Origin of the sequence: Xanthomonas arboricola pv. juglandis (assembly GCF_905367715.1) — a bacterium.
GTDB lineage: Bacteria > Pseudomonadota > Gammaproteobacteria > Xanthomonadales > Xanthomonadaceae > Xanthomonas > Xanthomonas arboricola.
Window position 1 is genome coordinate 3,208,731 of the sequence record NZ_HG999362.1, and the last position, 24,826, is coordinate 3,233,556.

General features: G+C 67.8%; 24 protein-coding genes and 1 other RNA gene. 10 read left to right on the forward strand and 15 right to left on the reverse strand.

Annotation, left to right across the window (positions count from 1 at the left end):
- Window positions 1–33 precede the first annotated feature (33 nt).
- The 3 genes from KHN93_RS14010 to rraA all read right to left on the reverse strand — a co-directional run bounded on the left by KHN93_RS14010 (window position 34) and on the right by rraA (window position 3,748).
- Complete coding sequence (locus KHN93_RS14010) at window positions 34–1,299, reverse strand: cation:proton antiporter (RefSeq protein WP_211920423.1); 1,266 nt, start codon at window positions 1,297–1,299, stop codon at window positions 34–36.
- 330 nt (window positions 1,300–1,629) lie between these two features.
- Window positions 1,630–3,225, reverse strand: coding sequence for a serine hydrolase (locus KHN93_RS14015; protein ID WP_211920425.1), 1,596 nt, complete (start codon window positions 3,223–3,225; stop codon window positions 1,630–1,632).
- A 22-nt stretch (window positions 3,226–3,247) separates the two neighbouring features.
- On the reverse strand, window positions 3,248–3,748 hold the full coding sequence (gene rraA / locus KHN93_RS14020; RefSeq protein WP_024939752.1) for a ribonuclease E activity regulator RraA: 501 nt from the start codon (window positions 3,746–3,748) through the stop codon (window positions 3,248–3,250).
- A 280-nt stretch (window positions 3,749–4,028) separates the two neighbouring features.
- Between rraA and KHN93_RS14025 the strand changes: the two genes are divergently transcribed.
- Both KHN93_RS14025 and KHN93_RS14030 read left to right on the forward strand, forming a co-directional pair.
- A complete protein-coding gene (locus tag KHN93_RS14025; RefSeq protein WP_211920427.1) occupies window positions 4,029–4,862 on the forward strand; it encodes a DUF72 domain-containing protein in 834 nt (277 codons plus the stop codon).
- A 37-nt stretch (window positions 4,863–4,899) separates the two neighbouring features.
- On the forward strand, window positions 4,900–5,847 hold the full coding sequence (locus KHN93_RS14030; RefSeq protein WP_024939754.1) for a DMT family transporter: 948 nt from the start codon (window positions 4,900–4,902) through the stop codon (window positions 5,845–5,847).
- Between the two features lie 88 nt (window positions 5,848–5,935).
- Here the strand turns inward: KHN93_RS14030 and KHN93_RS14035 are convergent, their stop codons facing one another.
- The 4 genes from KHN93_RS14035 to KHN93_RS14050 all read right to left on the reverse strand — a co-directional run bounded on the left by KHN93_RS14035 (window position 5,936) and on the right by KHN93_RS14050 (window position 12,518).
- The gene (locus KHN93_RS14035) at window positions 5,936–7,060 is read right to left on the reverse strand and encodes a GGDEF domain-containing protein (protein WP_208406724.1); all 1,125 of its coding nucleotides are present in this window, start codon (window positions 7,058–7,060) and stop codon (window positions 5,936–5,938) included.
- Between the two features lie 74 nt (window positions 7,061–7,134).
- Window positions 7,135–7,857 carry a pseudouridine synthase gene (locus tag KHN93_RS14040; RefSeq protein WP_016903964.1) on the reverse strand — a complete coding sequence of 241 codons (723 nt, stop codon included), beginning with the start codon at window positions 7,855–7,857 and terminating at the stop codon, window positions 7,135–7,137.
- A gap of 48 nt (window positions 7,858–7,905) precedes the next feature.
- A complete protein-coding gene (locus KHN93_RS14045) occupies window positions 7,906–10,311 on the reverse strand; it encodes a putative bifunctional diguanylate cyclase/phosphodiesterase (protein ID WP_211920429.1) in 2,406 nt (801 codons plus the stop codon).
- A gap of 272 nt (window positions 10,312–10,583) precedes the next feature.
- Window positions 10,584–12,518, reverse strand: a complete 1,935-nt coding sequence (locus KHN93_RS14050) for a DEAD/DEAH box helicase (protein ID WP_039522317.1) — start codon at window positions 12,516–12,518, stop codon at window positions 10,584–10,586.
- A gap of 172 nt (window positions 12,519–12,690) precedes the next feature.
- Here KHN93_RS14050 and KHN93_RS14055 point away from each other — a divergent pair, with 172 nt between their 5' ends.
- From KHN93_RS14055 to KHN93_RS14070, 4 genes are all read left to right on the forward strand, one after another.
- The gene (locus KHN93_RS14055; RefSeq protein ID WP_104553004.1) at window positions 12,691–13,191 is read left to right on the forward strand and encodes an RNA polymerase sigma factor; all 501 of its coding nucleotides are present in this window, start codon (window positions 12,691–12,693) and stop codon (window positions 13,189–13,191) included.
- A gap of 27 nt (window positions 13,192–13,218) precedes the next feature.
- A complete protein-coding gene (locus KHN93_RS14060) occupies window positions 13,219–13,866 on the forward strand; it encodes a hypothetical protein (RefSeq protein WP_211920431.1) in 648 nt (215 codons plus the stop codon).
- 159 nt (window positions 13,867–14,025) lie between these two features.
- The gene (locus KHN93_RS14065; protein WP_024939760.1) at window positions 14,026–14,268 is read left to right on the forward strand and encodes an RNA-binding S4 domain-containing protein; all 243 of its coding nucleotides are present in this window, start codon (window positions 14,026–14,028) and stop codon (window positions 14,266–14,268) included.
- Window positions 14,265–14,585 carry a hypothetical protein gene (locus KHN93_RS14070; protein ID WP_104559404.1) on the forward strand — a complete coding sequence of 107 codons (321 nt, stop codon included), beginning with the start codon at window positions 14,265–14,267 and terminating at the stop codon, window positions 14,583–14,585. Before KHN93_RS14065 ends, KHN93_RS14070 begins: the two co-directional genes overlap by 4 nt.
- A gap of 193 nt (window positions 14,586–14,778) precedes the next feature.
- On the opposite strand, the gene ubiM is transcribed toward KHN93_RS14070, so the two are convergent.
- The 6 genes from ubiM to KHN93_RS14100 all read right to left on the reverse strand — a co-directional run bounded on the left by ubiM (window position 14,779) and on the right by KHN93_RS14100 (window position 18,839).
- Window positions 14,779–15,957 carry a 5-demethoxyubiquinol-8 5-hydroxylase UbiM gene (gene ubiM, locus KHN93_RS14075; protein WP_211920433.1) on the reverse strand — a complete coding sequence of 393 codons (1,179 nt, stop codon included), beginning with the start codon at window positions 15,955–15,957 and terminating at the stop codon, window positions 14,779–14,781.
- Window positions 15,958–15,988: 31 nt separating this feature from the next.
- Window positions 15,989–16,064, reverse strand: a non-coding RNA gene (locus KHN93_RS14080) — sX9 sRNA.
- 202 nt (window positions 16,065–16,266) lie between these two features.
- A complete protein-coding gene (locus KHN93_RS14085) occupies window positions 16,267–16,668 on the reverse strand; it encodes an MAPEG family protein (protein ID WP_039522329.1) in 402 nt (133 codons plus the stop codon).
- A 25-nt stretch (window positions 16,669–16,693) separates the two neighbouring features.
- A complete protein-coding gene (locus tag KHN93_RS14090; protein WP_211920435.1) occupies window positions 16,694–17,203 on the reverse strand; it encodes a DUF4019 domain-containing protein in 510 nt (169 codons plus the stop codon).
- 150 nt (window positions 17,204–17,353) lie between these two features.
- Window positions 17,354–17,602 (reverse strand): hypothetical protein, encoded by a 249-nt coding sequence (locus tag KHN93_RS14095; RefSeq protein ID WP_039526321.1) that lies wholly within the window; start codon window positions 17,600–17,602, stop codon window positions 17,354–17,356.
- Between the two features lie 64 nt (window positions 17,603–17,666).
- The gene (locus KHN93_RS14100) at window positions 17,667–18,839 is read right to left on the reverse strand and encodes a COG3904 family protein (protein WP_211920437.1); all 1,173 of its coding nucleotides are present in this window, start codon (window positions 18,837–18,839) and stop codon (window positions 17,667–17,669) included.
- Window positions 18,840–18,987: 148 nt separating this feature from the next.
- On the opposite strand from KHN93_RS14100, the gene KHN93_RS14105 reads away from it, so the two are divergent.
- From KHN93_RS14105 to KHN93_RS14120, 4 genes are read left to right on the forward strand one after another with little or no spacing between them, the layout of a single operon-like run.
- Complete coding sequence (locus KHN93_RS14105; protein ID WP_211920439.1) at window positions 18,988–20,451, forward strand: AlkA N-terminal domain-containing protein; 1,464 nt, start codon at window positions 18,988–18,990, stop codon at window positions 20,449–20,451.
- Window positions 20,448–20,990 (forward strand): methylated-DNA--[protein]-cysteine S-methyltransferase, encoded by a 543-nt coding sequence (locus KHN93_RS14110; RefSeq protein ID WP_104625752.1) that lies wholly within the window; start codon window positions 20,448–20,450, stop codon window positions 20,988–20,990. Before KHN93_RS14105 ends, KHN93_RS14110 begins: the two co-directional genes overlap by 4 nt.
- Before the next feature lie 36 nt (window positions 20,991–21,026).
- Window positions 21,027–22,307: an alkaline phosphatase family protein gene (locus KHN93_RS14115; RefSeq protein WP_211920441.1), complete on the forward strand. Its 1,281-nt coding sequence runs from the start codon at window positions 21,027–21,029 to the stop codon at window positions 22,305–22,307.
- A gap of 43 nt (window positions 22,308–22,350) precedes the next feature.
- Window positions 22,351–23,694, forward strand: a complete 1,344-nt coding sequence (locus KHN93_RS14120; RefSeq protein WP_211920444.1) for a chloride channel protein — start codon at window positions 22,351–22,353, stop codon at window positions 23,692–23,694.
- 256 nt (window positions 23,695–23,950) lie between these two features.
- On the opposite strand, the gene KHN93_RS14125 is transcribed toward KHN93_RS14120, so the two are convergent.
- Both KHN93_RS14125 and KHN93_RS14130 read right to left on the reverse strand, forming a co-directional pair.
- Window positions 23,951–24,133 (reverse strand): 30S ribosomal protein THX, encoded by a 183-nt coding sequence (locus KHN93_RS14125; RefSeq protein WP_016904806.1) that lies wholly within the window; start codon window positions 24,131–24,133, stop codon window positions 23,951–23,953.
- Window positions 24,134–24,268: 135 nt separating this feature from the next.
- A complete protein-coding gene (locus tag KHN93_RS14130) occupies window positions 24,269–24,685 on the reverse strand; it encodes a MerC domain-containing protein (RefSeq protein ID WP_024939915.1) in 417 nt (138 codons plus the stop codon).
- Between the last annotated feature and the right edge of the window lie 141 nt (window positions 24,686–24,826).

A 24,826-nucleotide genomic window follows, 5' to 3' on the forward strand; every position in this document is an offset into this window, starting at 1 on the left:
GCAGCTGCCTGGCATACCAGGCCGCTGCGAGCATCAACGCTGCTGCAGGCTCGGCACCGCAGCGGTCACGTCGGCATGGCGACGCATGATCCAGTTAAACAGCGGCGTGGCCATCAGCGTGGAGAGGATCGCCATCAGCACCAGCACCGAGAACAGGCCTTGTTCGATCACACCGGCCTGCAACCCGATGTTGATGATGATCAGTTCCATCAAACCGCGTGCATTCATCAGCGAGCCGATCGCCATCGCATCGCGGTTGTTCTCGCCGGTGATGCGTGCGGCGGCCCAGCAGGCCAGTCCCTTGCCGATGAACGATGCGGCCAGAATCGCCACGCCAGCCAGCATGATCTGCGGCTGCAGCAACACGCTCAGCTGCGTCTTCAAGCCGGAATAGGTGAAGAACATCGGCAGCAGGAACACCACCACGAACGGCTGCATCATCTCGCGCAATTTTTCGGTCAACGCGCCCCTGGGCAGGCAGACGCCGAGCAGGAAGCCGCCGAAGACTGCATGGATGCCGATCGCATCCATCGCCCAGGCGCTGAGGCAGAACAGCATCAGGATGACCGCCAACACGCCATTGCTCAGCGGTTGGTCCTGCACCACGTAACGCTCGAGACGACGCAGCAAATGCCGGCCGACAAAGATCATGAACGCCGCATACGCAACGCCGCCGCCGATGGCCAGATAGGCGCTGCCCCAGCTGCCGCCGAAGCTGGCCAGCACCACGGCAAGAATGCACCACGCCGCCGCATCGTCGAACGCACCTGCAGTGAGTGCCAGCGTGCCCAACGGGCTATTGGTCAGCCCGCGCTCGTGGATGATGCGCGCCAGCATCGGGAAAGCGGTAATCGCAATGGCCGCGCCCAGGAACAGCGAGGCCTCCATCAACTTGGCTTTTTCCGAGAACAAGCCCTCTACGTTGATCAGCCACGGACACATCGCAAAGGCCAATGCGAACGGCACCGCGATCCCGGCCAGCGACACGCTCATCGCGCTGCGATAGCGTGCGCGGAAATGATCGCTGCGGAAGTCGGTGCCGACCAGGAACATGTACAGGCCCACGCCGAACTGGGCCAGCACATACAGCACGTCCAGCGTCTGCTTGGGAAACAGCGCCGCCTGCATATCCGGCAGCACCATGCCGAACAGCGACGGACCCAACGCCACGCCGGCAATCATCTCGCCGACTACCTGCGGCTGCCCCACCCGCTTAGCCAGCAATCCCACCAGACGACAGATCAGCAGGATCACCGCAGCCTGCAAGAAGAAATACACCGACATCTGCGGAGTGGTCATGCGTTGGGCAACATCCCTGAGAAGTGCGCGGATCATAACGAGCCGTGCCGGCCGGCGATAGCATCATGCAGCTGGCGCCAACGCGCCGTCGGGCGTCGGCACGCCTGCCTGCACCGGCAGGCCCGACCACGTGACGCATGCCCGCCGAGCCCGGTTGCCGGCACGCGCCACGATCAATGCATCCTGCAGCCCACATCGCGGCGCAGATGACACCCGAAAGCCCTGCAACCGGTTGGGGATGGCGTGGACGACACACCGATACTGCATTGGTCGCCGGCCACTACACGCTCCGTGCAGTGACCGTGCCCCGCTTGCAGGACGAGTGATGTGTCACTTGTGCCCCGCGTGCTCCGCTGCCACCGGCGTCAACACCAGGTCCTGGAAATCGAAGCTGAAATCGGTCAGCGGCGAGATCGCCTCCATCCGCATCTCGCGCACCGCGCCATCCGGGGTCAGCGCGAAATTGACGAAGGCATCGGCATTCAGGCTGCGATCGTCCCAGCGCACGATGAAGCTGTCGTGCTGCCAATGCTCCAGCGTTCCAACGAGCTGCGCGGTCTTGGAAAACTGCAGACGCAGGCGCTTGCCGTCCTGGCGGATCACCACGTCGCCGTACCACGGGTCGCGATAGGTCGCCGCATAGCTGCGCAACGGCAACGACGGCGTGGAGCGCGCTGCGCGTGCGTCCTGATGCTTCTTCCAGCTGGTGTCCGCATCGCCGTCGGCCTTGGCCACCGCCTGGGCATAGGCAGCGGTCCAATCGGTGGCCGGCACCTGCAAGAACGCATCCAGCACCTGCAGGGTCACCGCATTGAAGGCCGCACCGATCTCCTGATTGGTCAGCACCACCACGCCCAGCTGCTGGTCGGGCACCAGCGTCAACCGCGACACCATGCCCGGCCAGCCGCCGGTGTGCCACACCAGCCGATGGCCGCGGTAGTCGCTCAGGCTCCAGCCCTCACCGTAGCCGGAAAAATTGGGCCGTGCTGCCGCCAGCTCCGGCACGGCTGGGTCGGCAATCGCGATCGGTGTGATCATCGACCACATCTCCTGCTGCCGTTTGGCACTGAACAGCGGCGTGCCATCGGGCAGAACGCCGCCGGCCAGTTGCACCTTCATCCACAACGCCATGTCGTGCGCGCTGGAATAGATGCCGCCGGCACCGGAGTTGTTGGACCAGGTCAGCGGCGCGACCGTGCGCAACTCGGTGAAGTCGTACTTGGCATGGCCCACTGCCGCGTTGTCGCCCGGTTGCAGATGGTCGGCATTGAAGCGCGTACTGCGCATGCCCACCGGGGCGAAGATGCGTTGCTGCAGAAACGCCGCATAGGTCTGCCCGGAGACCTGCTCGATCACCTTCTGCGCCACCGCGTACAGGATGTTGTCGTAGGCGTAGCGATCGCGGAAACCACCCTTCAACGGCACCTTGGACAGGCGCTGCACCACTTCGTCGGTGCTGTAGCTGGTGGTCGGCCAGAACAACAGATCGCCCGCGCCCAGGCTCAAACCGCTGCGGTGCGCGAGCAGATCGCGCACACGCATCTCGCCGCTGACGTACGGGTCGGACATGCGGAACCACGGCAGGTGGTCGATGACCTTGTCGTCGAGCGAGAGCTTGCCCTCGTCGGCCAGGATCGACAGCGATGCGGCAGTGAAGGCCTTGGTGTTGGAGGCGATCGCAAACAGCGTGTCGGGCTGCACCGGCGCAGGCTTGCCGATCTCGCGTACGCCGTAGCCGCGCTCCAGCACTACCTGCCCGTCCTTGACGATGGCAACCGCAATGCCGGGCACATCGAACTGCTTGCGCACGCGTTCCATCTGCGCGTCGAACTGCTGCATGCCGGCGGGAAGCTCGGCCGCCTGCGTCGTCGTCACCAAGCTTGCCAGCATCAGCACGCCTCCACTCAGCCATCGGTTCACGGTCACTGTCGCACGTCCTCTCGTTCGCTCAGGTCGATCCGCCGGCACTGTCCAGCGACAGCGGCAGCGGTGCCACCAACACGCCGTTGCCATCGGCATACAGCCAATGGCCGGGCACGAAGGCCACGCCGGCAAAATTCACCGGCACATCCACATCACCCAGATCGCGGCGCTCGGTGCGGCGCGGGCAGGCGCCCAACGCCAGCACGCCCAGCGGCAGCGTGGCCAGGATCTCCACATCGCGCACGCAGCCGTGGATCAACACGCCGGCCCAGCCGTTGGCGACCGCCTGCATCGCGATCTGGTCGCCCAGCAGCGCGTGCTTCAACGAACCCTGCCCGTCCACCACCAGCACGCGGCCGTCGCCAGGCGTGGAGGCCAGCTCGCGCACCCGCGAGTTGTCCTCGAAACAGCGCACGGTGACGATCGGCCCGGAGAATGCCGCACGTCCGCCATAGGAGCGGAACAGCGGTTCGGCGATGCTCACCTCGGGAAAGCGGTCACACAGATCGGGCGTGGTCCAGGTCATCGCTGCGGTCCGAAAGTGGCGATCTGCGATGGTAGCGGCATGGCCGCGTCCGCGTAAGCCGCCGATCGCCCCGCCGGCTGGCCGGGCGGTGCCTGCATCGAGTGCACAACGCCTGCATGCCGCCCCGCGCCAACGGCCGCGCCTGTCTGGCAGTGCGCGCAAGCGTTTGGGGCCGCGCTGCTTCGCCGCGGAGCCGGCGGGGCTATCATCTGGGCGGCTTGCCACATCTGTGCGTCTGCGAACATGCCAGGCGCGCGCTCACGCCAACGTGGAATCTGTCATGACCGACCTGTTCGCCGCCACCCCGCCCGCGCTCGATGGCATCCACGTCGGTATCGGCGGCTGGGTGTATGCGCCATGGCGGGAGGGGATGTTCTATCCGCAAGGGCTGGTGCAGCGCCGCGAGCTGGAATACGCAAGCCGCCACGTCACCGCCATCGAGATCAACGGCACGTATTACGGGACGCAGAAACCGGCCACTTACGCGAAGTGGCGCGACCAGGTGCCGCCCGGGTTCGTCTTCTCGGCCAAGGCACCGCGCCGCATCACCCAGTCGCGCAACCTGGCCGGCACCCAGGCGCAGGTGGACGACTTCATCGGCGGTATCGTCGAGCTCGGCGATACGCTGGGGCCGCTGGTGTGGCAGTTCGAACAAGGGCATCGGCTGCAGGCCGACGACCTGGACGCCTTCCTGTCGTTGCTGCCCAAACGTGCCGGCAAGCGCGTGCTGCGCCATGTGCTGGAAATCCGCGACCACGATGCAGTGGATGCCTCGCTGCTGGCATTGGTGCGCCGGCATGGGGTGGCCACGGTGTTCACCGATTCGGACGAGCACCCGTCCTTTGCCGATCTGTCCACCGACTTTGTCTATGCGCGGCTGATGCGCAGCCAGGCGCGCCTGCATGCCGGCTACCCGGCGCCGGCACTGGGGCGCTGGGCCGAGCGCATCCAGGCCTGGCGGCGCGGCGACGATGTGGCGGACCTGCCGCATATCGACGCATCGACGCACGCCGCAGCCACGCCGCGCGAGGTGTTCGTGTTTTTCATCAGTGCCGCCAAGGAGCGCAATCCGGCGGCGGCAATGGCGTTGCTGCAGGCGTTGGGGGCGCGCTGACAGGGGCGTTGCGTCGCGTCTTCGGCGACAATGGCGCATGCCCACGACCGACCTGCGCAAGGCGCAACTGCAAATCCATTTCTGCGTCCTGCTCTGGGGCATCACCGCGATCCTGGGCAAGCTGATCACGCTGCCCGCGTTGCCACTGGTGTGGTGGCGCATGTTGATCGTGGTGGTGGCGCTGGCGCTGTTGCCGCGGGTGTGGCGCGGACTGCGCGGGCTGTCCGGCCGCGTGGTGCTGGGCTACTGCGGCATCGGCGCCTTGGTGGCCCTGCACTGGCTGACCTTCTACGGCGCGATCAAGCTGGCCAATGCCTCGGTGGCGGCGACCTGCATTGCACTGGCGCCGGTGTTCACCGCCGTGATCGAGCCATGGGTGACGCAGCGCCCCTTCCGCCCGCGCGAATTGCTGTTCGGCCTGGCGGTGCTGCCTGGGGTGGCGCTGGTGGTCGGCGGGGTGCCGGATGGCATGCGCGCCGGCGTGGTGGTCGGCGCGATTTCGGCGGTATTCGTCGGCCTGTTCGGCTCGCTCAACAAGCGCATGGTCGCGCATGCCGACCCGCTCACCGTCACCGCACTGGAGCTCGGCGCCGGCACCTTGACCCTGACCGTGCTGGCGCCGGCCATGCCGTTGCTGCTGCCGTCGCTGCATGGCGACCTGATGATCATCCCCAGCCTGCACGACGGCGTCCTGCTGCTGGTGCTGTCGCTGGCCTGCACGCTGCTGCCGTTTGCGCTGGCACTGGTGGCGCTGCGCCATCTCAGCGCCTACTCGGTGCAACTGGTGACCAACCTGGAACCGGTCTATGCCATCGTGCTGGCGATCGCCCTGCTCGGCGAGCAACGCGAGCTGACCCTGCAGTTCTATCTCGGCGTGGCGATCATTCTCGGCGCGGTGTTCCTGCATCCGGTGCTGGAACGCCGGCGCAAGATCGTGCACCCGGAGCTGCTCGGCACTGCCGAGGCGAAGAACATCGTCGACTGACCGCACGGCGCAACCAACAAACGCCACCGTCGCAGCGGCCCAGGCCGCGACCGGCCTTGTCGATGACGCACCCGCGTGCGCACGCCACCTACCCCAACGCCACCACCTGATCGCGCCCGCCACGCTTGGCCGCATACAGGGCCTGGTCGGCGCGCTTGATCACCGCCTCCACGCTCTCCTGCGGATGCAGCGTGGCCACGCCGATACTCACCGTCACCGGCAGCGCGATCGTCATCACCGCCACGCTCTGGCGCAGGTATTCGCACTGCACACGCGCCTGCAGCAGATCCACGTTGGGCAGCAGCAGCACGAACTCCTCGCCGCCATAACGCGCAATGGTGCCGGCACCGGCCACATGCGCGCGCAACAACGCCGACAGTTCGCGCAGCACCACATCGCCCTGGTCGTGCCCATGCACGTCGTTGACGGTCTTGAAGTGGTCCACGTCCAGCAACGCCACCGACAATGGCTGGCCTGCCGCACGCGTCTGTTCCATGGCCGCGGCCAAGGCCACTGCAAACGCGCGTCGATTGGGCAAGCCGGTCAGCGGATCGGTGCGGGTCTGCTCGACCAGATCGGCATTCAGCGCATCCATTTGCGCGTAATAGCCGGCCAGCTGCTGCTCGTACCATTCGCGCTCGTGCAGTTGCTGGCGCAGGCGCTTGCCGGCCAGGCGCAGTTCCAGCAGATGCGCGGCCTGCCGCGACAATGCCTGCAGGGCGGCGCGCTGCTCTTCGCGCAGATGCGCCGGGGTCTGGTCGAAGACGCAGAGCGAGCCCAGCGCCATGCCCTCGCTGGTCACCAACGGCGCGCCAGCATAGAAGCGCACCGCAGAGCTGCCGGTCACCATCGGATTGTCGTGGAAGCGCGGGTCGAGCAAGGTATCGTCGACCATCATCACTTCATCCGGGCGCAGGATCGCATGCGCGCAGAACGAGATGTCGCGCGATGCTTCGCTGCGCGGCGCGCCATGTGCGGACTTGAACCATTGCCGCTGTTCGTCAACCAGCACCACGGCCGCCATCTGCGTCTCGCACAGCGTGGACGCAATCATGGTGAGGTCGTCGAAGGCACGCTCGGGCGGCGAGTCCAACACCTCGTACTGACGCAGCGCTGCAAGCCGCTCGGCTTCGTTGTCCGGCAATGTCGGTTTGATCACTCTGCCCGCTCCCCAGCTGGCTGTCGGCGGCGGAAGTATGACCGAGCCGGTCATGCGCGGCCATCGGGTTGCGCCTGCACAGCCGATGCACCGCGCTGTTGCGGTTCAGTCCAGCGCGCCTGAAAAGCTCACCAGTCGGTGCGTTGCGGCAGCAGTCCGCGCAACTCCGCATCACTGAGGTTGCGCCACTGTCCAGGCTTGAGCGCGGCCAATTTGATGTTGTCGATGCGCACCCGGCGCAGCTGGGTTACGCGGTAGCCGAATTCGGCGGACATCAGGCGGATCTGCCGGTTCAAGCCCTGCTCCAGCACGATGCGGAAGCCGAACTTGGCAATGCGCGCGGTGCGGCACGGCAACGTGGTCTCGTTGTGGATGCGCACGCCGCGCGCCATGCCGCGCAGGAATTCATCGGTGACCGGCTTGTTGACCGCCACCAGATATTCCTTCTGGTGGCGATTTTCCGCGCGCAGGATCTCGTTGACGATGTTGCCGTTGCTGGTCATCAGGATCAGACCTTCTGACTCCTTGTCGAGCCGGCCGACCGGGAAGATGCGCTGCTCGTGGCCGACGAATTCGACGATGTTGCCCTTGACCGAACTTTCGGTGGTGCAGGTGATGCCCACCGGCTTGTTGAGCGCGATATAGACATGCTTGCGGCCACCGGGCTTGCTGGCGGCGCGCGTGCGCAGCGGCTGGCCGTCCACCAGTACGGTGTCGTCCTCGCCCACCACCGCACCGGTGCCGGCAGCCACGCCATTGACGGTGACCCGGCGTTCGCCGATCAGGCGATCGGCCTCGCGGCGGGAGCAGAAGCCGGTTTCGGCGATGTATTTGTTGAGTCGGGTCGTCATCGGCCGATTATCGGCGATTTGGAGCGGCGCGCGTGCACCAATCTGCGATCAGGACAGCGCCAACAGCGGCTGCCCGGCATGCAGCAGCTCGTCCAGCGGGCATGGACGATGCAGGCTGAAACCCTGCACCTGGCCGACACCGGCCTCGCGCAGGCCGGGAATGTCCGCCTCCGACTCCACGCCCTCGGCCACCACTTCGATCCCCAGCGCCAGGCCCACCTGCGCGATCGAGTGCACTGCCGCGCGGTCCACCGCGTCATGCGCGTAGTTGCGCACGAAGCCGCAATCGATCTTGAGGACATCCACGGTGAACTGCTTGAGATAGCCGAACGAGGCCAGGCCGTTGCCGAAATCGTCCAGCGCCACATGGCAGCCGCGCGCACGCACGCTCTGCACGAAGCGCTGCGCGTGCTCCAGATCGCCGATGACCGCGGTCTCGGTGATCTCCATGCACAGCTTGGGCACCAGGCTCGGGTAGCGCTCGAACAAGGACCACACGAAATCGAGAAAATCCGGCTGCGCGATCGACTGTGCGGACAGATTGACGTGGCACAGGTCCAGCGTGGCCACATGCATCGGACTGGCCGCCAGCTGCGCGCACAGCGTTTCCAGCACATGCACGTCGACCATGCGCCCCAAGCCGTAGCGCTCCACGGCGGGCAGGAATTCGCCCGGGCTCAGCACCCGCCCGTCGCGCGCGCGCATGCGCACCAGCACTTCGTACTGCAGGCGTTCCGGATCGCTCAACACCTGGATCTTCTGTGCATACAGCAGCAGCCGGTCCTCGGCGATCGCCTGCTGCACCGCGCTGATCCAGCCGCCGTCGTGGCGCCGCCGCGCCAGCGCCAGATCGTTTTCGCCGAAGCAGCGAATGCGGTTGCGCCCTTCTTCCTTGGCCGCATGGCAGGCCAGATCGGCGGCGGTCATCAAGGCATTGACGTCGCTGGCGCCCTGGCGGATTTCCACCACGCCGAAACTGCAGCTCGGCGTCAGCGGCCGTCCGCCCTGGTGGCTCCACGGCTGACCCAGCACCGCATGCATGCGCTCCAGCAAGGACTGCGCCTGTGCCAGATCGGTATTGGCCAGCAGGATCGCAAACTCGTCGCCACCCAGCCGCCCCAGCCAGTCGCCGGGGCGCAACTGCATGGTGATCACGTCGGCGAAGTGGCACAGGAACTTGTCGCCCACCGCATGCCCGAAGGTGTCGTTGACCAGCTTGAAGTGATCCAGGTCGACGAAGCACAGCGCATGGCAGGGCTGCGGCGATTGCGGCGGCTCGATCAGGCGCAGCAGCCGGCGTTCGATCTCGCGGCGGTTGATCAGGCCGGTCAAGGCATCGTGGCGCGCATGGAAGGCGACTTCATCGGCCAGCTCGTGCGCATGCGAGACGTCTTCGATCACTGCCAGCACCAGGGTCGGCTCCTCCGGGCCGGGCTCCACCAGCGACGCGCTCCAGCGCCCCCACATCACCCCGCCGTCGGCGCGCAGCAAGCGCCGCTCGCCCGACTGCAGCAGTGTCGGCCAGTCGATCAGGCCGCGGCTGTCCAGTGCGATATGGTCCGGATGCAGCACCTCGGCCAGCGTGCAGGCCTGCAGTTCCTCCGGCCGGTAGCGCAGGATGTTGGCCATCGCAGCATTGGCATCGAGCACGCGGCCGCGCAGGTCGAACTTGACCATGCCCAGCGCCGCCTGCTGAAACGCGGTGCGGAAGCGGCCTTCGTGCGAGAGCAGATAATTGCGGATGCGGCGCATCGCCAGCACGCAGGTGATCAGCACCAGCAACAGGGTCGCCAGGCTGCAGACCACCATCACATCGTGCAGCAGCCGCGCACAGCGGACCAGCAGCGCCTGGAACTGCGCGGTATCGCCGCGCATGCGGCCGTCGAGCAGGTGCAGCTCGTCGCGCAAGGCCTGCAGCGCGCGCGGATCCGGGCGGCTGGCGGCCTGCACGGAGGCGGCCCGGTCGGCCAGGGTGCTCAGCTGCAGCAGGTCGGCGTCGGTGTGTTTCCACATCGCGATGGCGTCGCCCAGATACGGAAAGACATGGCCGTAGCGATAAAGCCGCACCATTTGCGGCATGTCCTCACGGGCATTGCGGCCGGCGGCCAGCCCGGCATGGACCGCAGCCCAGTCGATCACCGGCTGCTCGACCGCCTCGCGTGCCGCGCGGTCGCCGAGCGGCACTTCCAGCGCCCGACAGGCGGCCTGCAGGTCGGCCGGATCGCCGCTGCCCAGGTAGCGCTCCAGCCAGTACACCGACTCCTGCTGGGCATTGGACCAGTGGCTCTGGCCGACGATCCAGGCCATTGCCCCGGACTGGATCTCGATCACCAGCGCCGAGAGCACCGCCATGCTGACGGCCATGCCGATCAACAAGGCCAAGGGAAGCGTCAGCCAGCCGCGCATCAGGTGCATGGTCCGCCCACCGCTCGTGCCGCCCGCCATCTGCGCCATTGTCATCCTCGCCCCCACTGCCGCTGCCCATGCGATTCAGGCGCCCAGTGGGCGCCTGAAGGCAGTAGCGGCCGCAACGGCGCAGTCTGTATGGCTGCGCCCGCCCGGCTACGGTCGGCGCGGAACTTAGCATGGCTAACAGGATGCCGCCGGTAATCTCCGCGGTATCGGCGCAGGACGCCTGCACACCGGTATGCATCAACCAACATAGTGACTGCGGCGACCAGCCGGGTGGGCCGGGCAGCCGCACGCCGCCGGGTTGTCAGCGGTGCTTACTCGCCGCGCGGCTTGGGCGGGCCCTTGCGATGCGGCGCGCCGGCGCGGTCCATCGGACGGTTCGGGCCATTCGGGCGACCGGACGGCTTGCCGCCGCGCGGGAAGCGCGGCTTGGACGGCGACGCGGCCGCCTCGCCTTCTTCCAGCTTGCGCATGTTGAGCTGCTGGCCGGACACCCAGACCTTCTTCAGGTGCGTCAGCAGCTCGCGCGGCATGTCGGCCGGCAGGTCCAGGATCGAATAATCGTCCTGGATGTCGATACGGCCGATGTAGCGGCTTTCCAGGCCGGCTTCGTTGGCGATCGCGCCGACGATGTTGGCCGGCTTCACGCCGTGGGTGTGGCCCACTTCGATGCGGTAGCTCTCCATGCCGAACTCCGGCTCGCCACGCGGCGCGACCGGATCGCGACGTGGACGCTCGGCGCCCGCACCATCACTGGCGAATGCCGGACGTTCCGCACGCGGCGGGCGTGCCGCGCGCTCGCCATCGGCACGCGGGCCACGCTCGAACTTCGGCTCGAAGCGCGGACGCTCGCCGCGATCACTGCGGTCGCCGCGATCGTTGCGCTCGCGCGGTGCAAATTCCTCGCGTGCACCGCGCACCGGCGGGGTCAGCAGGAACGGCGCATCGCCCTGCAGCAACTTGGCCATCGCCGCGGCGATGTCGATCGCCGGCACGTTGTTCTCGCTCTCGTAGCGCTGCAGCAGATCGCGATACATGTCGATCTGGCCACCGGCCAGGGTCTCGGTGATGCGGGTCATGAAACGTGCCACGCGGGTGTCGTTGACCGCATCCACGCTCGGCAGCTGCATTTCTTCGATCGGCTGGCGGGTGGCGCGCTCGATCGAACGCAGCATGCCCTTCTCGCGCGGGGTGACGAACAGGATCGCGTCGCCATTGCGGCCGGCACGGCCGGTACGGCCGATGCGGTGCACGTAGCTCTCGGTGTCGTACGGGATGTCGTAGTTCAGCACATGGCTGACGCGCTCCACGTCCAGGCCGCGCGCGGCCACGTCGGTGGCGACCAGAATGTCGAGCTTGCCGTCCTTGAGCTGGGCAATTGTCTTCTCGCGGGCGGCCTGCTGCATGTCGCCGTTGATGGCCGCCGCGGCCATGCCGCGTGCCTGCAGCTTCTGCGCCAGCTCTTCGGTGGCGGCCTTGGTGCGCGCGAAGATGATCATGCCGTCGAACGGCTCGACCTCCAGGATGCGGGTCAGCGCGTCCAGCTTGTGCAGGCCGCTCACCCACCAGTAGCGCTGGCGGATATTGGCCGAGGTGGTGGTCTTGGCCGCGATGGTGACTTCGGCCGGGTCCTTCAGATAGGTCTGCGCGATGCGGCGGATCGCCGGCGGCATGGTCGCCGAGAACAACGCCACCTGGCGCTTCTCCGGCAACTTCTTCAGCACCGCTTCGACGTCGTCGATGAAGCCCATGCGCAGCATTTCGTCGGCTTCGTCCAGCACCAGCGTCTTGAGCTGGGACAGGTCCAGCGTGCCGCGGTCCAGGTGATCGATCACGCGGCCAGGGGTGCCGACCACCACATGCACGCCGCGCTTGAGCGCGCTCAGCTGCTGCGCGTAGGGCTGGCCGCCGTAGACCGGCAGCACGCGGAAGCCGGGAATGGCTTCGGCATATTTCTGGAACGCCTCGGCGACCTGGATAGCCAGCTCGCGGGTTGGGGCCAGCACCAGCGCCTGCGGCTTGAGCTGGTTGAGGTCGGCATTGGACAGCACCGGCAGCGCGAACGCGGCGGTCTTGCCGGTGCCGGTCTGCGCCTGGCCTAGCACGTCGCGGCCGGCCAGCAGCGCGGGGATGGTGGCGGCCTGGATCGGCGACGGCGACTCGTAGCCGACGGCGGCAACCGCCTTCATCACAGCGTCTGAGAGGCCGAGGTCTGCAAACAGCAGCGGCGCGGGAGATTCTTGGGTCATTGGGTAACTCCGGAGGCGCCGCACGGAGCCGGCAGGCGCAAAGCAGCATAGTGTGCGCCCTCAGGCCCCCTGCTGTCGAAATTTCCGTGACAGTCCGTTCAGCTTGTGAGGATTCGCCCGCTGCGGCGAATCATCTCCTCGACCCTCGTCATCCACCCACCCGGCCGGAGCCATGTCCCTGGAAACAGACCTGCACACCCGCTTCAATGCCTTGCTGCAGCAGCACCGCGGCATCGTCCTGAAGGTCGCGGCCAGCTATTGCTGGAACCCGGACGACCGCGCCGAGCTGGCGCAAGACATCACCGTGCAGTTATGGCGGGCATTCCCCGGCTACGACGCCGGCCGGCGCTTTTCCACCTGGATGTATCGCATTGCCTTGAACGTGGCGATCAGCGATCTGCGCGGCCGCAGCCGCGCGCCGCAGGACCCGCTCCCGCTGGAGGCGGTGGCCGACAGCATCGCCGACCCGCTGACGCGCGACCCGGCACACGCGCAGCAGGTCGCCGCGCTCCACGGCTTCATCGCCCACCTGCCGCCGCTGGAACGCGCCTTGATGCTGCTGTACCTGGACGCGCACAGCTACCGCGAGATCGGCGAGGTGCTCGGCATCAGCGAAACCAACGTCGCCACGAAACTCAGCCGCCTCAAGGCGCGCATCCGCGCCGAACTCTGACCACCCACTTCGCCCAAGGAACATTCGATGGAACTCGACGACATGCAACGCGCCTGGCACGCGATGGAACACCGCCTGGATCAGCACAGCACGCAGATCGGCCACATCGTGAGCCAGGTGCGTGGCCACGCGGCGCGCACCAGCCTGCGCCCGCTGTGGCTGAGCCAATCCGTGCAATTGCTGTGCGCCGTGACGCTGCACATCGTGATCGCGCGCAGCTGGCTTGCCCACACCGATCAGGCTGCAGCCATCATCGGCGGCGTGCTGCTGCAGCTGTGGAGCATTGCACTGGCGATCTCCGCACTACGGCAGCTGCAGCTGCTGGCGCAGCTGGACTTTGCCGGACCGCTGCTGCCGACGCAGCGCGCGCTCGCGCAGCTGCGGCGCTGGCGCACGCGGGTGGCCCCGTGGCTGGGCGTGGCGTTCTGGGTGCTGTGGGTGGCCGTGGCCGACGCCGGCTGGCGCGGGCTGACCGGCCTGACCCTGCCGCACGACTGGCTGCTGCTCAATCTGTTGGTAGGTGTATTCGGCGGTATCGGCACCTGGCTCGGCTATCGACGGCTGCAGCGCAAACGCCATCCGTGGCTGGAGCGCATCGACAACGCGCATGCCGGGTCCGGCGTCGTGCGTGCCGAAAGCATGCTGGACGAGATTGCACGTTTTCGGCGCGAATAAGCGTGCCGCCCCGCACCGCGCCTCCGGCGTCGTGTACGCCGCTGGCGCGTCTGCGTTGCGTTGTTGCCCCGACTCCACCTGCCGGCGCTGCGCTCGGCACGGTGGTGTTGCCGGCTGCGACGGGCGGATAATCGCCGTCTTCCTGTCACCGAGCGCACCATGCAATTTCTGGAATTCGACCTGGACGGCGAGTACATCGAACTCAACCAGTTACTCAAGCTGGCGGGTATTGCCGACAGCGGTGGGCAGGGCAAGGCGATCGTCGCCAGCGGCGCGGTCAGCGTCGATGGCGTGCAGGAACTGCGCAAGACCGCCAAGATCCGCCCCGGCCAGTGCGTGCAACTGGACGATGTGGAGATCCGCGTGCTGGCGCTGGACCCCGATGCGGAGCCGGCAGAATGAGCGTGGTGCAGGTCAGCTGGCGCAACAACGCGCCCTCGGCTGAAGACCCGGACCACGATGTCTATATTTTCTCGATCGACGCCGATTCACCCACGCCGTTCTGGTTCGAGCAGTCGATCCGTGGCGGTCACGCCGAGCGCGGCGGTTGCAGCATGCTGGCCTTGCACGAGCTGGAAGCCTGGCCCGGCGGCTGGCGCGCAGACGTGACCAAGGCCGGCTGCGCCTGGGTGATTCCACTGCTGGAAGACGCCTTGCGCAGCGGCGATGCGCGCACCGCGATCGATGCGATTCTTGCGCGGGTCAGCACGCCGGCCTGATGGCTGCTGCCCGACTGCGGCGCGCCTGATGACAGCCGAGCTGACCGAGCCCGCCGGATTGCCGCAAGAGCACGTGCTAACGGGCGGATGACCGCATTGCCCGCGCGCGTCGAACACCGTTGCAAGCCGCTGCGCATGAGGACCACAACGCAGCGCTGCACGCACTGCGTCTCCCCGCCCCCACTTCGATACGTCAAACGCTGCGCTGGGTCAGATGCGCTGCAATCGCCTGCTTGAACGGCGCCACCGCATGCGCCGCACGCAAGGCACCACGTCGCAGCAGGCGGGCCGGCGCACGGTCGTCGGTATACAGCGCGGCCAATGCGTTGGTCGCTTCATACAGCGGCCGCGTCGCCAGCCGGTGCGCCCGCTCGTAGCCCTGCAGCAGGGCCGCAGCCCCGATGTCGCGCCCAGCGGCGGCAGCGGCGCACACACGCTCGGCCAGGCGCGCCTGGCTCTGCAATCCGAAATTGAAGCCGTGCGCGGTGACCGGGTGCATGCCCACTGCCGCATCGCCGATCAACGCGGCACGCTCGGCCACGAAACGCTGCGCATACGCCGCCACCAGCGGATAGGCATGCCGGCTGCCGTCCTGCTGCATCGGGCCGAGCCGATGTTCGAATGCTTCGGTGACCGCTGCGCTGAAGTCGGTCTCATTCATCGCCAGCAAAGCCTCTATCTGCCGCGGCGGCAGCGTCAGCACTGCGCCAGCGCGGTTGCCCTGCAGCGGCAACAACGCCAGCGTCTTGCCGTAGCCGAACCACTCCCACGCGGCGTGCCGATGCGGCAGCGCATGCTGCATGCGGCACACCAGCATGGTCTTGCCGAAATCACGCAGCTGCGCACCGATGCCGAGCAGGCGCCGGGTACTGGAAAAACGGCTATCGGCTGCCACCAGCAGGCGCGCCGACACCGTTTCCCCATCGGATAACTGCAGCCCCACGCGGTCGCGCTGCTGCTGCACGGCCTGCAGCGTGCAAGAGCAGCGCATCTCCAACGCAGCTTGCGCCTGCACCGCCTGCCAGGCCGCGCGACGGATCAGATGATTGGGCACCAGCCAGCCCAGATCGCCGGCACCACGCGCGGAGGCGGCGAAGGTCAGCGCGAAATGCGAATGCCCGTCCATGACGCGGGCGTCGCGCAGCGGCGAGATCGCATCGGCGGGAAATTGCGGCCAGATGCCCAGTTGCTCCAGCAACGCACGCGAGGCATGGGTCAGCGCGATTTCGCGTCCGTCGAAGGCCGGCTCGGCCAGCTGCGCGCGTGGCTGCTGGTCGACCACCAGCACCGACAGGCCACTGCCGGCCAACGACCGCGCAAAACTCAGGCCGACCGGTCCGGCACCAATGACTGCGATATCCACCGATTGCATGCCGCGCTCCTTCACCACCGAGACCCAGAGGAGCTAACAAGACCTCGCGTGCAGTGGTCAGCTGGATGCGGTCGGCGCAGAGCAACCGGCATGTCCGCGTGGCACCTGCCGCGCCGGGCACGCACGCCTGGCGGTGAGCGCAGCCGTCTTGGTAGCGGCTCTCAGTTTAACGGCAGTGGTGCTAGCCGGCGTTGATCAGGATCAAGCAGGAACCGAACCAGGCAGCCCACCACAGTCGCAGGCGCACGATTTATCGCTGCGTTTTCTCAGCCAATAACCACAGGCTGCGCGCACGCAGCCTGGCCTGCGTCACCAGCCCAGCAACGCCCGCACCAGTTTGACGATGCCCCAGAACGACACCACCCAGATTGCGCTGCGCAGATAGGGAATGCCTGCCGCATACGCCGGCACGTAAGCCACGCGCGCCCACAGGTACAGCTGCACGCCCAACGCGGTATCTGCATTGGTACGGCCGGCAACGCTCACCGCCAGTACCGCAGCAGCGAAGATCGGGAACGTCTCCTGATAATTGCGGAAGGCGCGATCCAGCCGCGCCGCGACGCCGGTCAAGGGCTTGGCGTCGCCATCGCGGGCGCTGGCGTTCCATTTGGTCCCGCGCTGGGCGGTCATGCTGGCCGAGGCGGCCAGTAGTTGCACCAGGCCGAGCACCATGGCCCAGCCCAGCATCTGTAGTTCGATGGTCAATTCCACGCGGGTCTCCCGATGAGCTGCAAGATCACTTGATCGACGCGCGCAGGCTGTAGCCGGCAAGCCGCCAGGTCTTGTCCTCGTCCAGGCGGAACGACACCAGCTCGCGCACCGGCTGCTGGGCCTTGGCAAACCGGGTCGGGAAGCTGACGTTGACGTACAGGCCTTCGGGCACCTGCGCGCCGGCAGCGTATTTGACCCGCGTCACCGAGCCCTGTCCGCGTCCGACCACTGACCCCAGGCGTGCACGTTCGGCACCGATCTGGCTCACGAAGACATCGCGCTTGACCGCGGTCTTGGCGACGCTGGAGGCGCCATCCCATAGCGAGGCCACCTGGTTGGCATCCACCATCTGCGCCACCCGCAGTGCCGCCTGGGTCATCTCGGTGTTCTGTTTGGTCAGCTGCGCCTGCTGCGCCGGGCTGGCCGCGGGCGCCGCCTGGGGAGCGGCGGCCGGACGTGCAGCAGTCTGCGGCTGTTGTGCCAGGACCAGCGAGGGAGCCAACAGCAGTGCAGCAAGCAGACGAGGACGGAACATGGGGCAGATGACCTTGTGCGTAGCAAACGGATGGAAACCGCCGCAGGGTTCGCGGCGGGTGCGGCAGTTTACGACCTGCGCTGCATGGTGAGGTGAGTGTGCAAGCGACGCGCGAGCCGGGTGCCGGGAACGCACGCCTTGACTCAAAAATCAGATGTCGCCGCCCGGCGGAACCGCCGCGACACCACGCGGCCGCCACAGTCGCCAACTGACCCACAGCGCGCGCGCGATGGCCGCGATCAGGGCCGCCAGGCTCAACCACACCGCCAGCGTCGCCGGCCACTGCACCTGGCTGGCCGCAGCGATCACCTGCAGCAGTTCGGCCACGCCAAATCCGGCCAGCACCAGCAGCGCCGATGGCAGATATGCCAGCGCAACGCCTTTCGTCTTTCCAAGCATGTCGCCCCCCGGCTCCGTGGTATGCCGCGACCATAGGCAGCCGGCAGTGCGGTGGGTGTGAAGCTCAGCCCTCGCCCTGGGCGGGGTCCGGCGCGGGTTCGGCAGCCGACTCTGCGGCAGGTGCCGCAGTTGGCGCTCCTGCCTCTACGTCGGCCGCCGGCGCGGCCTGCGCTGCGGCGGTGGCCGGCAGCGCAGCGGCATCGGTTTCGGCCAGCGGGCTTTCTTCCGGGCAGGCCGCATCCGGGAAGCCGAAGCGCTGCTTCAAGGCCAGGCCGCAGGCATTGACCGCCTCCAGATCGGCGCCCTCGCCCTTGCACTTCTGGTCGAAGGCAACCAGAAACGCGTCCTTGCGGCGCACGAAGGCATCGCCGCACTTGCGCATCTGGCGGATGCGCTCCAGGTCGTCCTGCACCGCGTTGGTGCCATCCAGCCCGTACTCGCGCAGCTCGTCCATCGTCAGCAGGCGCAGGCTGCGGTTGGGCACGGTCATCATCAGGTCGGCCACCGCCACCGCCACGCCGTTGCGCTCCAGATAATCCTTGACGTTGCCGTAGACCTCGCGCAATTCGCGATTGAGTTCCGCGCGCGAGGTGGCCTTGGAACTGATCCGCATCATGCGGTGGATGCCGACCTTGCCGGCCACCAGTCGGTTGTCGCCGGCGGCCAGCACGAACACGCAGGCGCTGTGGCAGATCGAGCCTTCGCGCACCCAGATGGTCCAGTTGGATTCGCCGATGACATCGCCGGCGCGAATCGCCGCTTCCACCTGCCCGCCGCTGGAATCCAGGTCCAGGATACGATGCGGCAGCCGCAGTTGCTCGGCTACCGCGGCCAGCCGCCACACCAACGCAGCGAAGCCGGCGTTGATCTTGCCGGCGTAGCGCACCCGCAGCAGGCCAGTGTCGCGACACGGCGCCAGCGCCGCCTCAACACTGGCGCGGTCCAGCGCCGGCAGCAGCGTGCCGTCGCCGGCTTCGCTGCTGTAATCGGTGGCGCAACTGATCCAGGCCTTGCCCGCGTCCAGCTCCGCCTGCGGCCAGCCGGCTTCGCCGGCCTGTGCACGCGGCCGCGGCGGCGGCGCCACCGGCTCGGGCGTATCCACCGACACCATATGGTCGCCATCGCCCTGCCCCGCACCGCTCTGCTGCGTCGCGGCGGCATCGGCCGAGGCACTGGTGCGGTCGCAGGCCGCCAGCGCCAGCACGCATGAAAGGGACAGGCAGAGCAGTTTCAGCATGATGTCAGGCAACGGACCGCGACGAAGATCACCCTCAGTCTATGGCTGAATGGGCGAAGCGTTTGACCCTGCCATGAACGCAGCAGCCCGCTGCAACCCTGTCCGAAAACGGCCAGCCGGAGCCGGGGCGAGCGCATAGACTGGCGCCATGCAAACCGCCACGCCCGACCGACTCCAATGCGACCGCGCCCGGCTGGCGCGCGATGCACGCTTCGACGGCTTGTTCTTCACCGCGGTGCGCAGCACCGGCATCTACTGCCGGCCGGTCTGTCCGGCGCCGCCGCCCAAGCCGGGCAACATCAGCTATTACCCCAGCGCGGCGGCAGCCAGTGCCGCCGGCTACCGGCCCTGCCTGCGCTGCCGCCCCGAGCTGTCGCCGCAGGCGCAGCAGCATCTGGGCGAAGAGAGCGTGCAACGCGCACTGGCAATGATTGCCGACGGTGCCCTGCAGGAGCAGCCGGTGCAGACCCTGGCCGACGCGGTGGGCCTGAGCGCACGCCAGCTGCAGCGGCAGTTCGTGCAGCAGCTCGGTGCCACCCCGATCCAAGTGCATGGCACGCGCCGGCTGCTGCTGGCCAAGCAACTGCTGACCGAGACCGCATTGCCGGTCACCGAGGTCGCACTGGCGGCCGGCTTCAACAGCCTGCGTCGCTTCAATGCCGCGTTCCTGGAAGGCTGCGGGATGCCGCCATCGGCGCTACGCAAGCAGCGTGCCGAGGTCCCGGGTGGCGAGTTGACCCTGCGCCTGGGCTATCGCCCGCCGCTGGATCTGCCGGCGATGCTGGCATTTCTGCAGCGGCGCGCGATTCCCGGCCTCGAACAGGTCGACGCCAGCGGCTACCGGCGCGTGATCGGCACGCCGGGCAACGCAACCCTGATCGAGGTCAGCGCGGCGCCGCAGCGTGCGGAGTTGCTGCTGCGCATCGGCGCCACCGACCCGCGGCAGATTCCGCAGATCGTGCGGCGGGTGCGCCGGCTGTTCGATCTGGATGCAGACCTGCAGGCGGTGCACGCCACGCTGGCGACCGAGCCGCTGCTGGCCGAGGCAATCGCGCGCCGCCCCGGGCTGCGCGTGCCGGGTGGCTGGGACGGCTTTGAAGTGGCCGTGCGCGCCGTGCTGGGCCAGCAGATCAGCGTCGCCGGCGCGGCAACGCTAGCGGCGCGGCTGGTCGATCGGCATGGCGGCCATCATCTGGAGATGCCGCCCGGCCTGGACCGCATCTTTCCGACTCCGGCACAGCTGGCCGAGGCGCCGCTGGAACAACTTGGCCTGCCGCGCGCGCGCGCCGCCACGCTGCGTGCATTGGCCTCGGCCTGCGCGCAAGGGCAGCTGCATTTCGGCGCCGGCCAGCGCCTGTCGGAGTTCGTCGCCGCCTGCACTGCGTTGCCCGGCATCGGGCCGTGGACCGCGCATTACGTCGCCATGCGTGCGCTGTCGCATCCGGACGCGTTTCCGGCCGGCGACCTGATCCTGCAGCAGGTGCTCGGCACGCCCGAGCGCCTGAGCGAGCGTGCCACCGAAGCGCGCTCGCAGGCCTGGCGGCCGTGGCGCGCCTACGCCGTATTGCACCTGTGGCATCTCGCTGTCGATCGCAAGGACACCCGCCCATGAGCACGTTGTATTACGACACCTTTCCCTCGCCGATCGGCGCACTCAGCGTGGCGGCCGATGCTGCCGGCGTGCACCACATCCTGTTCGCGCAGAACCGCTACGACGCGGTCGGCCGCGCGCGTTGGCAGCACGACCCCGATGCGCCGCTGGTGCGCGAGGCACGCGAGCAGTTGCTCGACTATCTGTATGGCGGGCGGCGCAGCTTCGACCTGCCACTGGCCCCGACCGGCACGCCGTTCCAGCTGCAGGTCTGGCATACGCTGGCGCAGATTCCGTTCGGACAGACCTGGAGCTATGCGCAACTCGCGCATGCGGTGGGACGCCCGGCCGCCAGCCGCGCGGTCGGCGCTGCCAATGGGCGCAATCCATTGCCGATCGTGCTGCCCTGCCACCGCGTGATCGGCGCCAATGGTGCGCTGACCGGCTTCGGTGGCGGCCTGCCGACCAAGCAGGCCTTGTTGCAGCTGGAAGGCTGGTCGCCGCGCCAGAGCGCAGCGTCCGACGACCTGTTCGCCGCATCCGCCACCGGCATGCGCTGACTTCGCGACGTCATTGCCAGGCCGTAAACTGGCGCGATGATCGATCGACGTTTTGTGTTTGCCGCGCTCGCACTGCTCGCGGCCTGCAGTTCCCACGCCCCTTCGCGCAGTACGCCAGCGCCCGCGCCGGCCGGCGCACCGCACAGCGATTCAGCGCACAGCGTGCTGCTGATCTCCATCGACGGGCTGCGCGCGGACATGCTCGATCGCGGCATCACCCCGACGCTGTCGCAGCTCGCACACGACGGCGTACGTGCACGCTGGATGACGCCGTCATACCCGTCGCTGACCTTTCCCAATCACTACACGCTGGTCACCGGCCTGCGCCCGGATCACCACGGCATCGTGCATAACAGCATGCGCGATGCGACGCTGGGCGGCTTCTGGCTGAGCAAGCAGGACGCGGTCGGCGATGCGCGCTGGTGGGGCGGCGAGCCGCTGTGGGTGGGCGCGGAAACGCACGGCCTGCATGCCGCAACCTGGTCGTGGCCGGGCAGCGAGGCGCCGATCGGCGGCGTGCGCCCCACGCGTTGGCGCCATTACGAAGAAGGCACCAGCCTGGACGCGCGCGTGGACGAAGTGCGGGGCTGGCTGGCCGCTTCCGGAGCCGACCGCAACCGCCTGGTCACGCTGTATTTCGAACACGTGGACGAAGCCGGCCACGACCACGGCCCGGAGTCGCGCGAATACGCCGACAACGTGCGTGCGGTGGATGGCGCGATCGGCCGGCTGCTGGCCGGCATGCAGCGCGACGGCACGCGCGAGCGCACCAATATCGTCGTGGTCTCCGACCACGGCATGGCCGAGGTGGCGCCCGGGCATGCGATCAGCGTGGAAGACATGGCGCGCCCGGACATCGCCACTGCCGTGACCGACGGGCAGGTGATCGGCTTTGCGCCATTGCCGGGACAGCAGGCCCGCGCCGAAGCCGGCCTGCTCGGTGCGCATGCGCAGTACGACTGCTGGCGCAAGACGGAGCTGCCTGCGCGCTGGCACTACGGCACGCACCCGCGCATTCCGCCGATCGTGTGCCAGATGCACGAAGGCTGGGATGCACTGTTCCCGGACAAGCTGGCCAAGCGCCCGCGCGATCAGATGCGCGGCTCGCACGGTTTCGATCCGGCGCTGCCGTCGATGCGCGCGGTGTTCCTGGCGCAGGGCCCGGATCTGGCGCAGGGCAAGCGCTTGCCGGGTTTCGACAACGTCGATGTGTATGCGCTGATGACCCGGCTGCTGGGCATTCCTGCCGCGCCCAATGATGGAAATCCCGCCACGCTGCTGCCGGCCCTGCGCGTGCCGCCGGCCGCCGGCCGCTGAGTGACGCGTCGCGGCCGCGCTGCGCGGATGCGACAATGGCGCCATGTCTGCTCCTGATCCCTCGCCGCGCCGGCTTCGGCTGCGGCCGTTGTTGTCCAGCCAAGGCTGGCGTCGTCGCGCCGCACTCTGGGGTGGCGCAATTGCAGTAGCACTGGTGGCGATCGTGTTCGCCAAGGCCAGCGACGCCGCCTTCCAGTTGTTCCAGCGCATCACCGCGCATTCGATCTGGTGGGCACTGCTGCTGACGCCGGGCATCTTCGCCCTGCTGGCCTGGCTCACCTCCGGCGCGATGCGGCCCACGCGTGGCAGCGGCATCCCGCAGGTCATCGCGGCGCTGGAGCATGACGACGCGGCATTTCGCCAGACCAATCTGTCGCTGCGCGTGTCGATCGGCAAGCTTGCCCTGACCACCTTGTCGCTGCTCGGTGGCGCCTCGGTCGGACGCGAAGGCCCCACCGTGCATGTCGGCGCCAGCCTGATGCATGTGTTCGGGCGCTGGTTCGGGTTTCACGATCCGCGCGAGCTCTCGCATTTCCTGCTTGCCGGCGGCGCGGCCGGTATCGCCGCGGCGTTCAACACGCCGCTGGCCGGGGTGGTGTTTGCGATCGAGGAATTGAGCGGGCGCTTCGAGCACCGCTTCTCCGGCACCTTGCTGACCGCGGTGATCGTCGGTGGCGTGGTGTCGCTGGGCCTGTTGGGCAACTACACCTACTTCGGCAAGGTGGCGGTGGCCTTGCCGCTGGGCCAGGCCTGGCTGGCGATCGCGCTATGCGGCAGCGTGGCCGGCCTGCTCGGCGGCATCTTCGCGCGCCTGGTGCTGGCCAGCGTCAGCGGCAAACCGCGCTGGCTGGCAACGCTGCGCCAGCGCCATCCGGTGCTGCTGGCCGCGCTGTGCGGGGTGGCGCTGGTCGGCTTGGCGCTGGTGTTCGGGCAAGGCGCGTTCGGCACCGGCTACGAGCAGGCGCGCAGCCTGGTGCAAGGCCATGCAGTGGTCGGCCACGAATTCGGGCTGATGAAGCTGCTGGCCAACCTGGTCTCCTACCTGGCCGGCATTCCGGGCGGGCTGTTCTCACCGGCGCTGGCGGTGGGTGCCGGCATCGGCCACAACCTGTCGGTGCTGATGCCGGGTGTGGACCCGCGCACCTTCGTGCTGCTGGGCATGTGCGCATACCTGACCGGCGTGACCCAGGCGCCGTTGACCTCGGCGGTGATCTCGCTGGAACTGACCGACACCAGCCAGATGCTGCTGCCGATCCTGGCCACCGTGCTGATCGCGCGCGCAATGTCCGGGCTGGTGTGCAAGACGCCGATCTATCGCGGCCTGGCCGAACAGTTGCTGGCGCCGACGCCGTCCCGCACCTCGCCGGCTACGGCAACGACGCACTGAACATCCCAGGCGGGAGAGCGACGCAGGACCGACCGACCGCAGTGTGCAGATGCCGGCCATGACCGCCGCGCACTGCGGCCGGCGCTGCCGTGCCATGCGCGAACCGACGCCAGCGGCGCGCACGTCGCCGCTTCGACGCAGGCCGGTAGCGGAATGGCTGCTCGGGCGAGCGCTGCAGCGCGCGTCTGCGCCGATGCCGGGCATAAAAAAACGCGGCGCAAGCGCCGCGTTCTGGTGTCGCGAAGCGGGCTAAGGATCAGCCGGCCTTGGCAACGGTCTTCTTGGCGACAGCCTTCTTGGCCGGAGCCTTGACCACGCCCTTCTTGGCAACCGGGGCAGCTGCACCCACGACAACCTTGCTCACCGCGTGCGAACGCGAATTGCCGTAGCTGGAATTGTAGCGCTTGCCCTTGGCGGTCTTGCGGTCACCCTTACCCATGTTCGTCGACTCCTGAATGTGAATACTGAATACAAAATCCCCGCGCTGAACACGGGTCTGGCGAGGTTTACGCCGGCGGCGCCCTCGCGCAAGGCCGGCAAGCCTACCACGTAGGCCCTGCCCGCGCAGCCCGGGCTAGTGCGCGCAGCTGGCGTCGTGGACGTGGGCATGCCCGTGGTTCAGACGCAGATTGACCAGGTGGGCGATGCCGACCAGCGCGCCACCGAGCGTCATCACCACCGCATGCGGCACCACCGCGTGGTGCAAGGGGTCATAGAGCAGGCCGGCCCACAACAACAGCAAGCCCGGCAGCAACAGCGCCAGCGCGTGCAGCGCCTTGTGGCGGCGATAGCCCAGCACCAGGCTGAACAGCCCCAGCAGCGTCACGAACACCACGATGGCCAGTTCGACCCCATCGCCCAGCCAGAACGACAGGCCCAACGACGGGGCCAGGGCCAGTACCAGCGGCAGTACCGCGCAATGCACGGCACACAGCAGCGAACCGGTCGCACCGAAGCGGTCGAGCACATGGCGAAGGGACGGTAGAGGCATGACTTCCAGCAGGGGCTCGCGGCGACGTGGAATAATATAACATCTTCCTTGTTCCAGACCCGCACCGCTGCATCGCGCAGGTGAGCGGGTCCTGCCGTCGGCACAGCAGCCAAGCTGCGCCTTATCATTGATATACAGTAA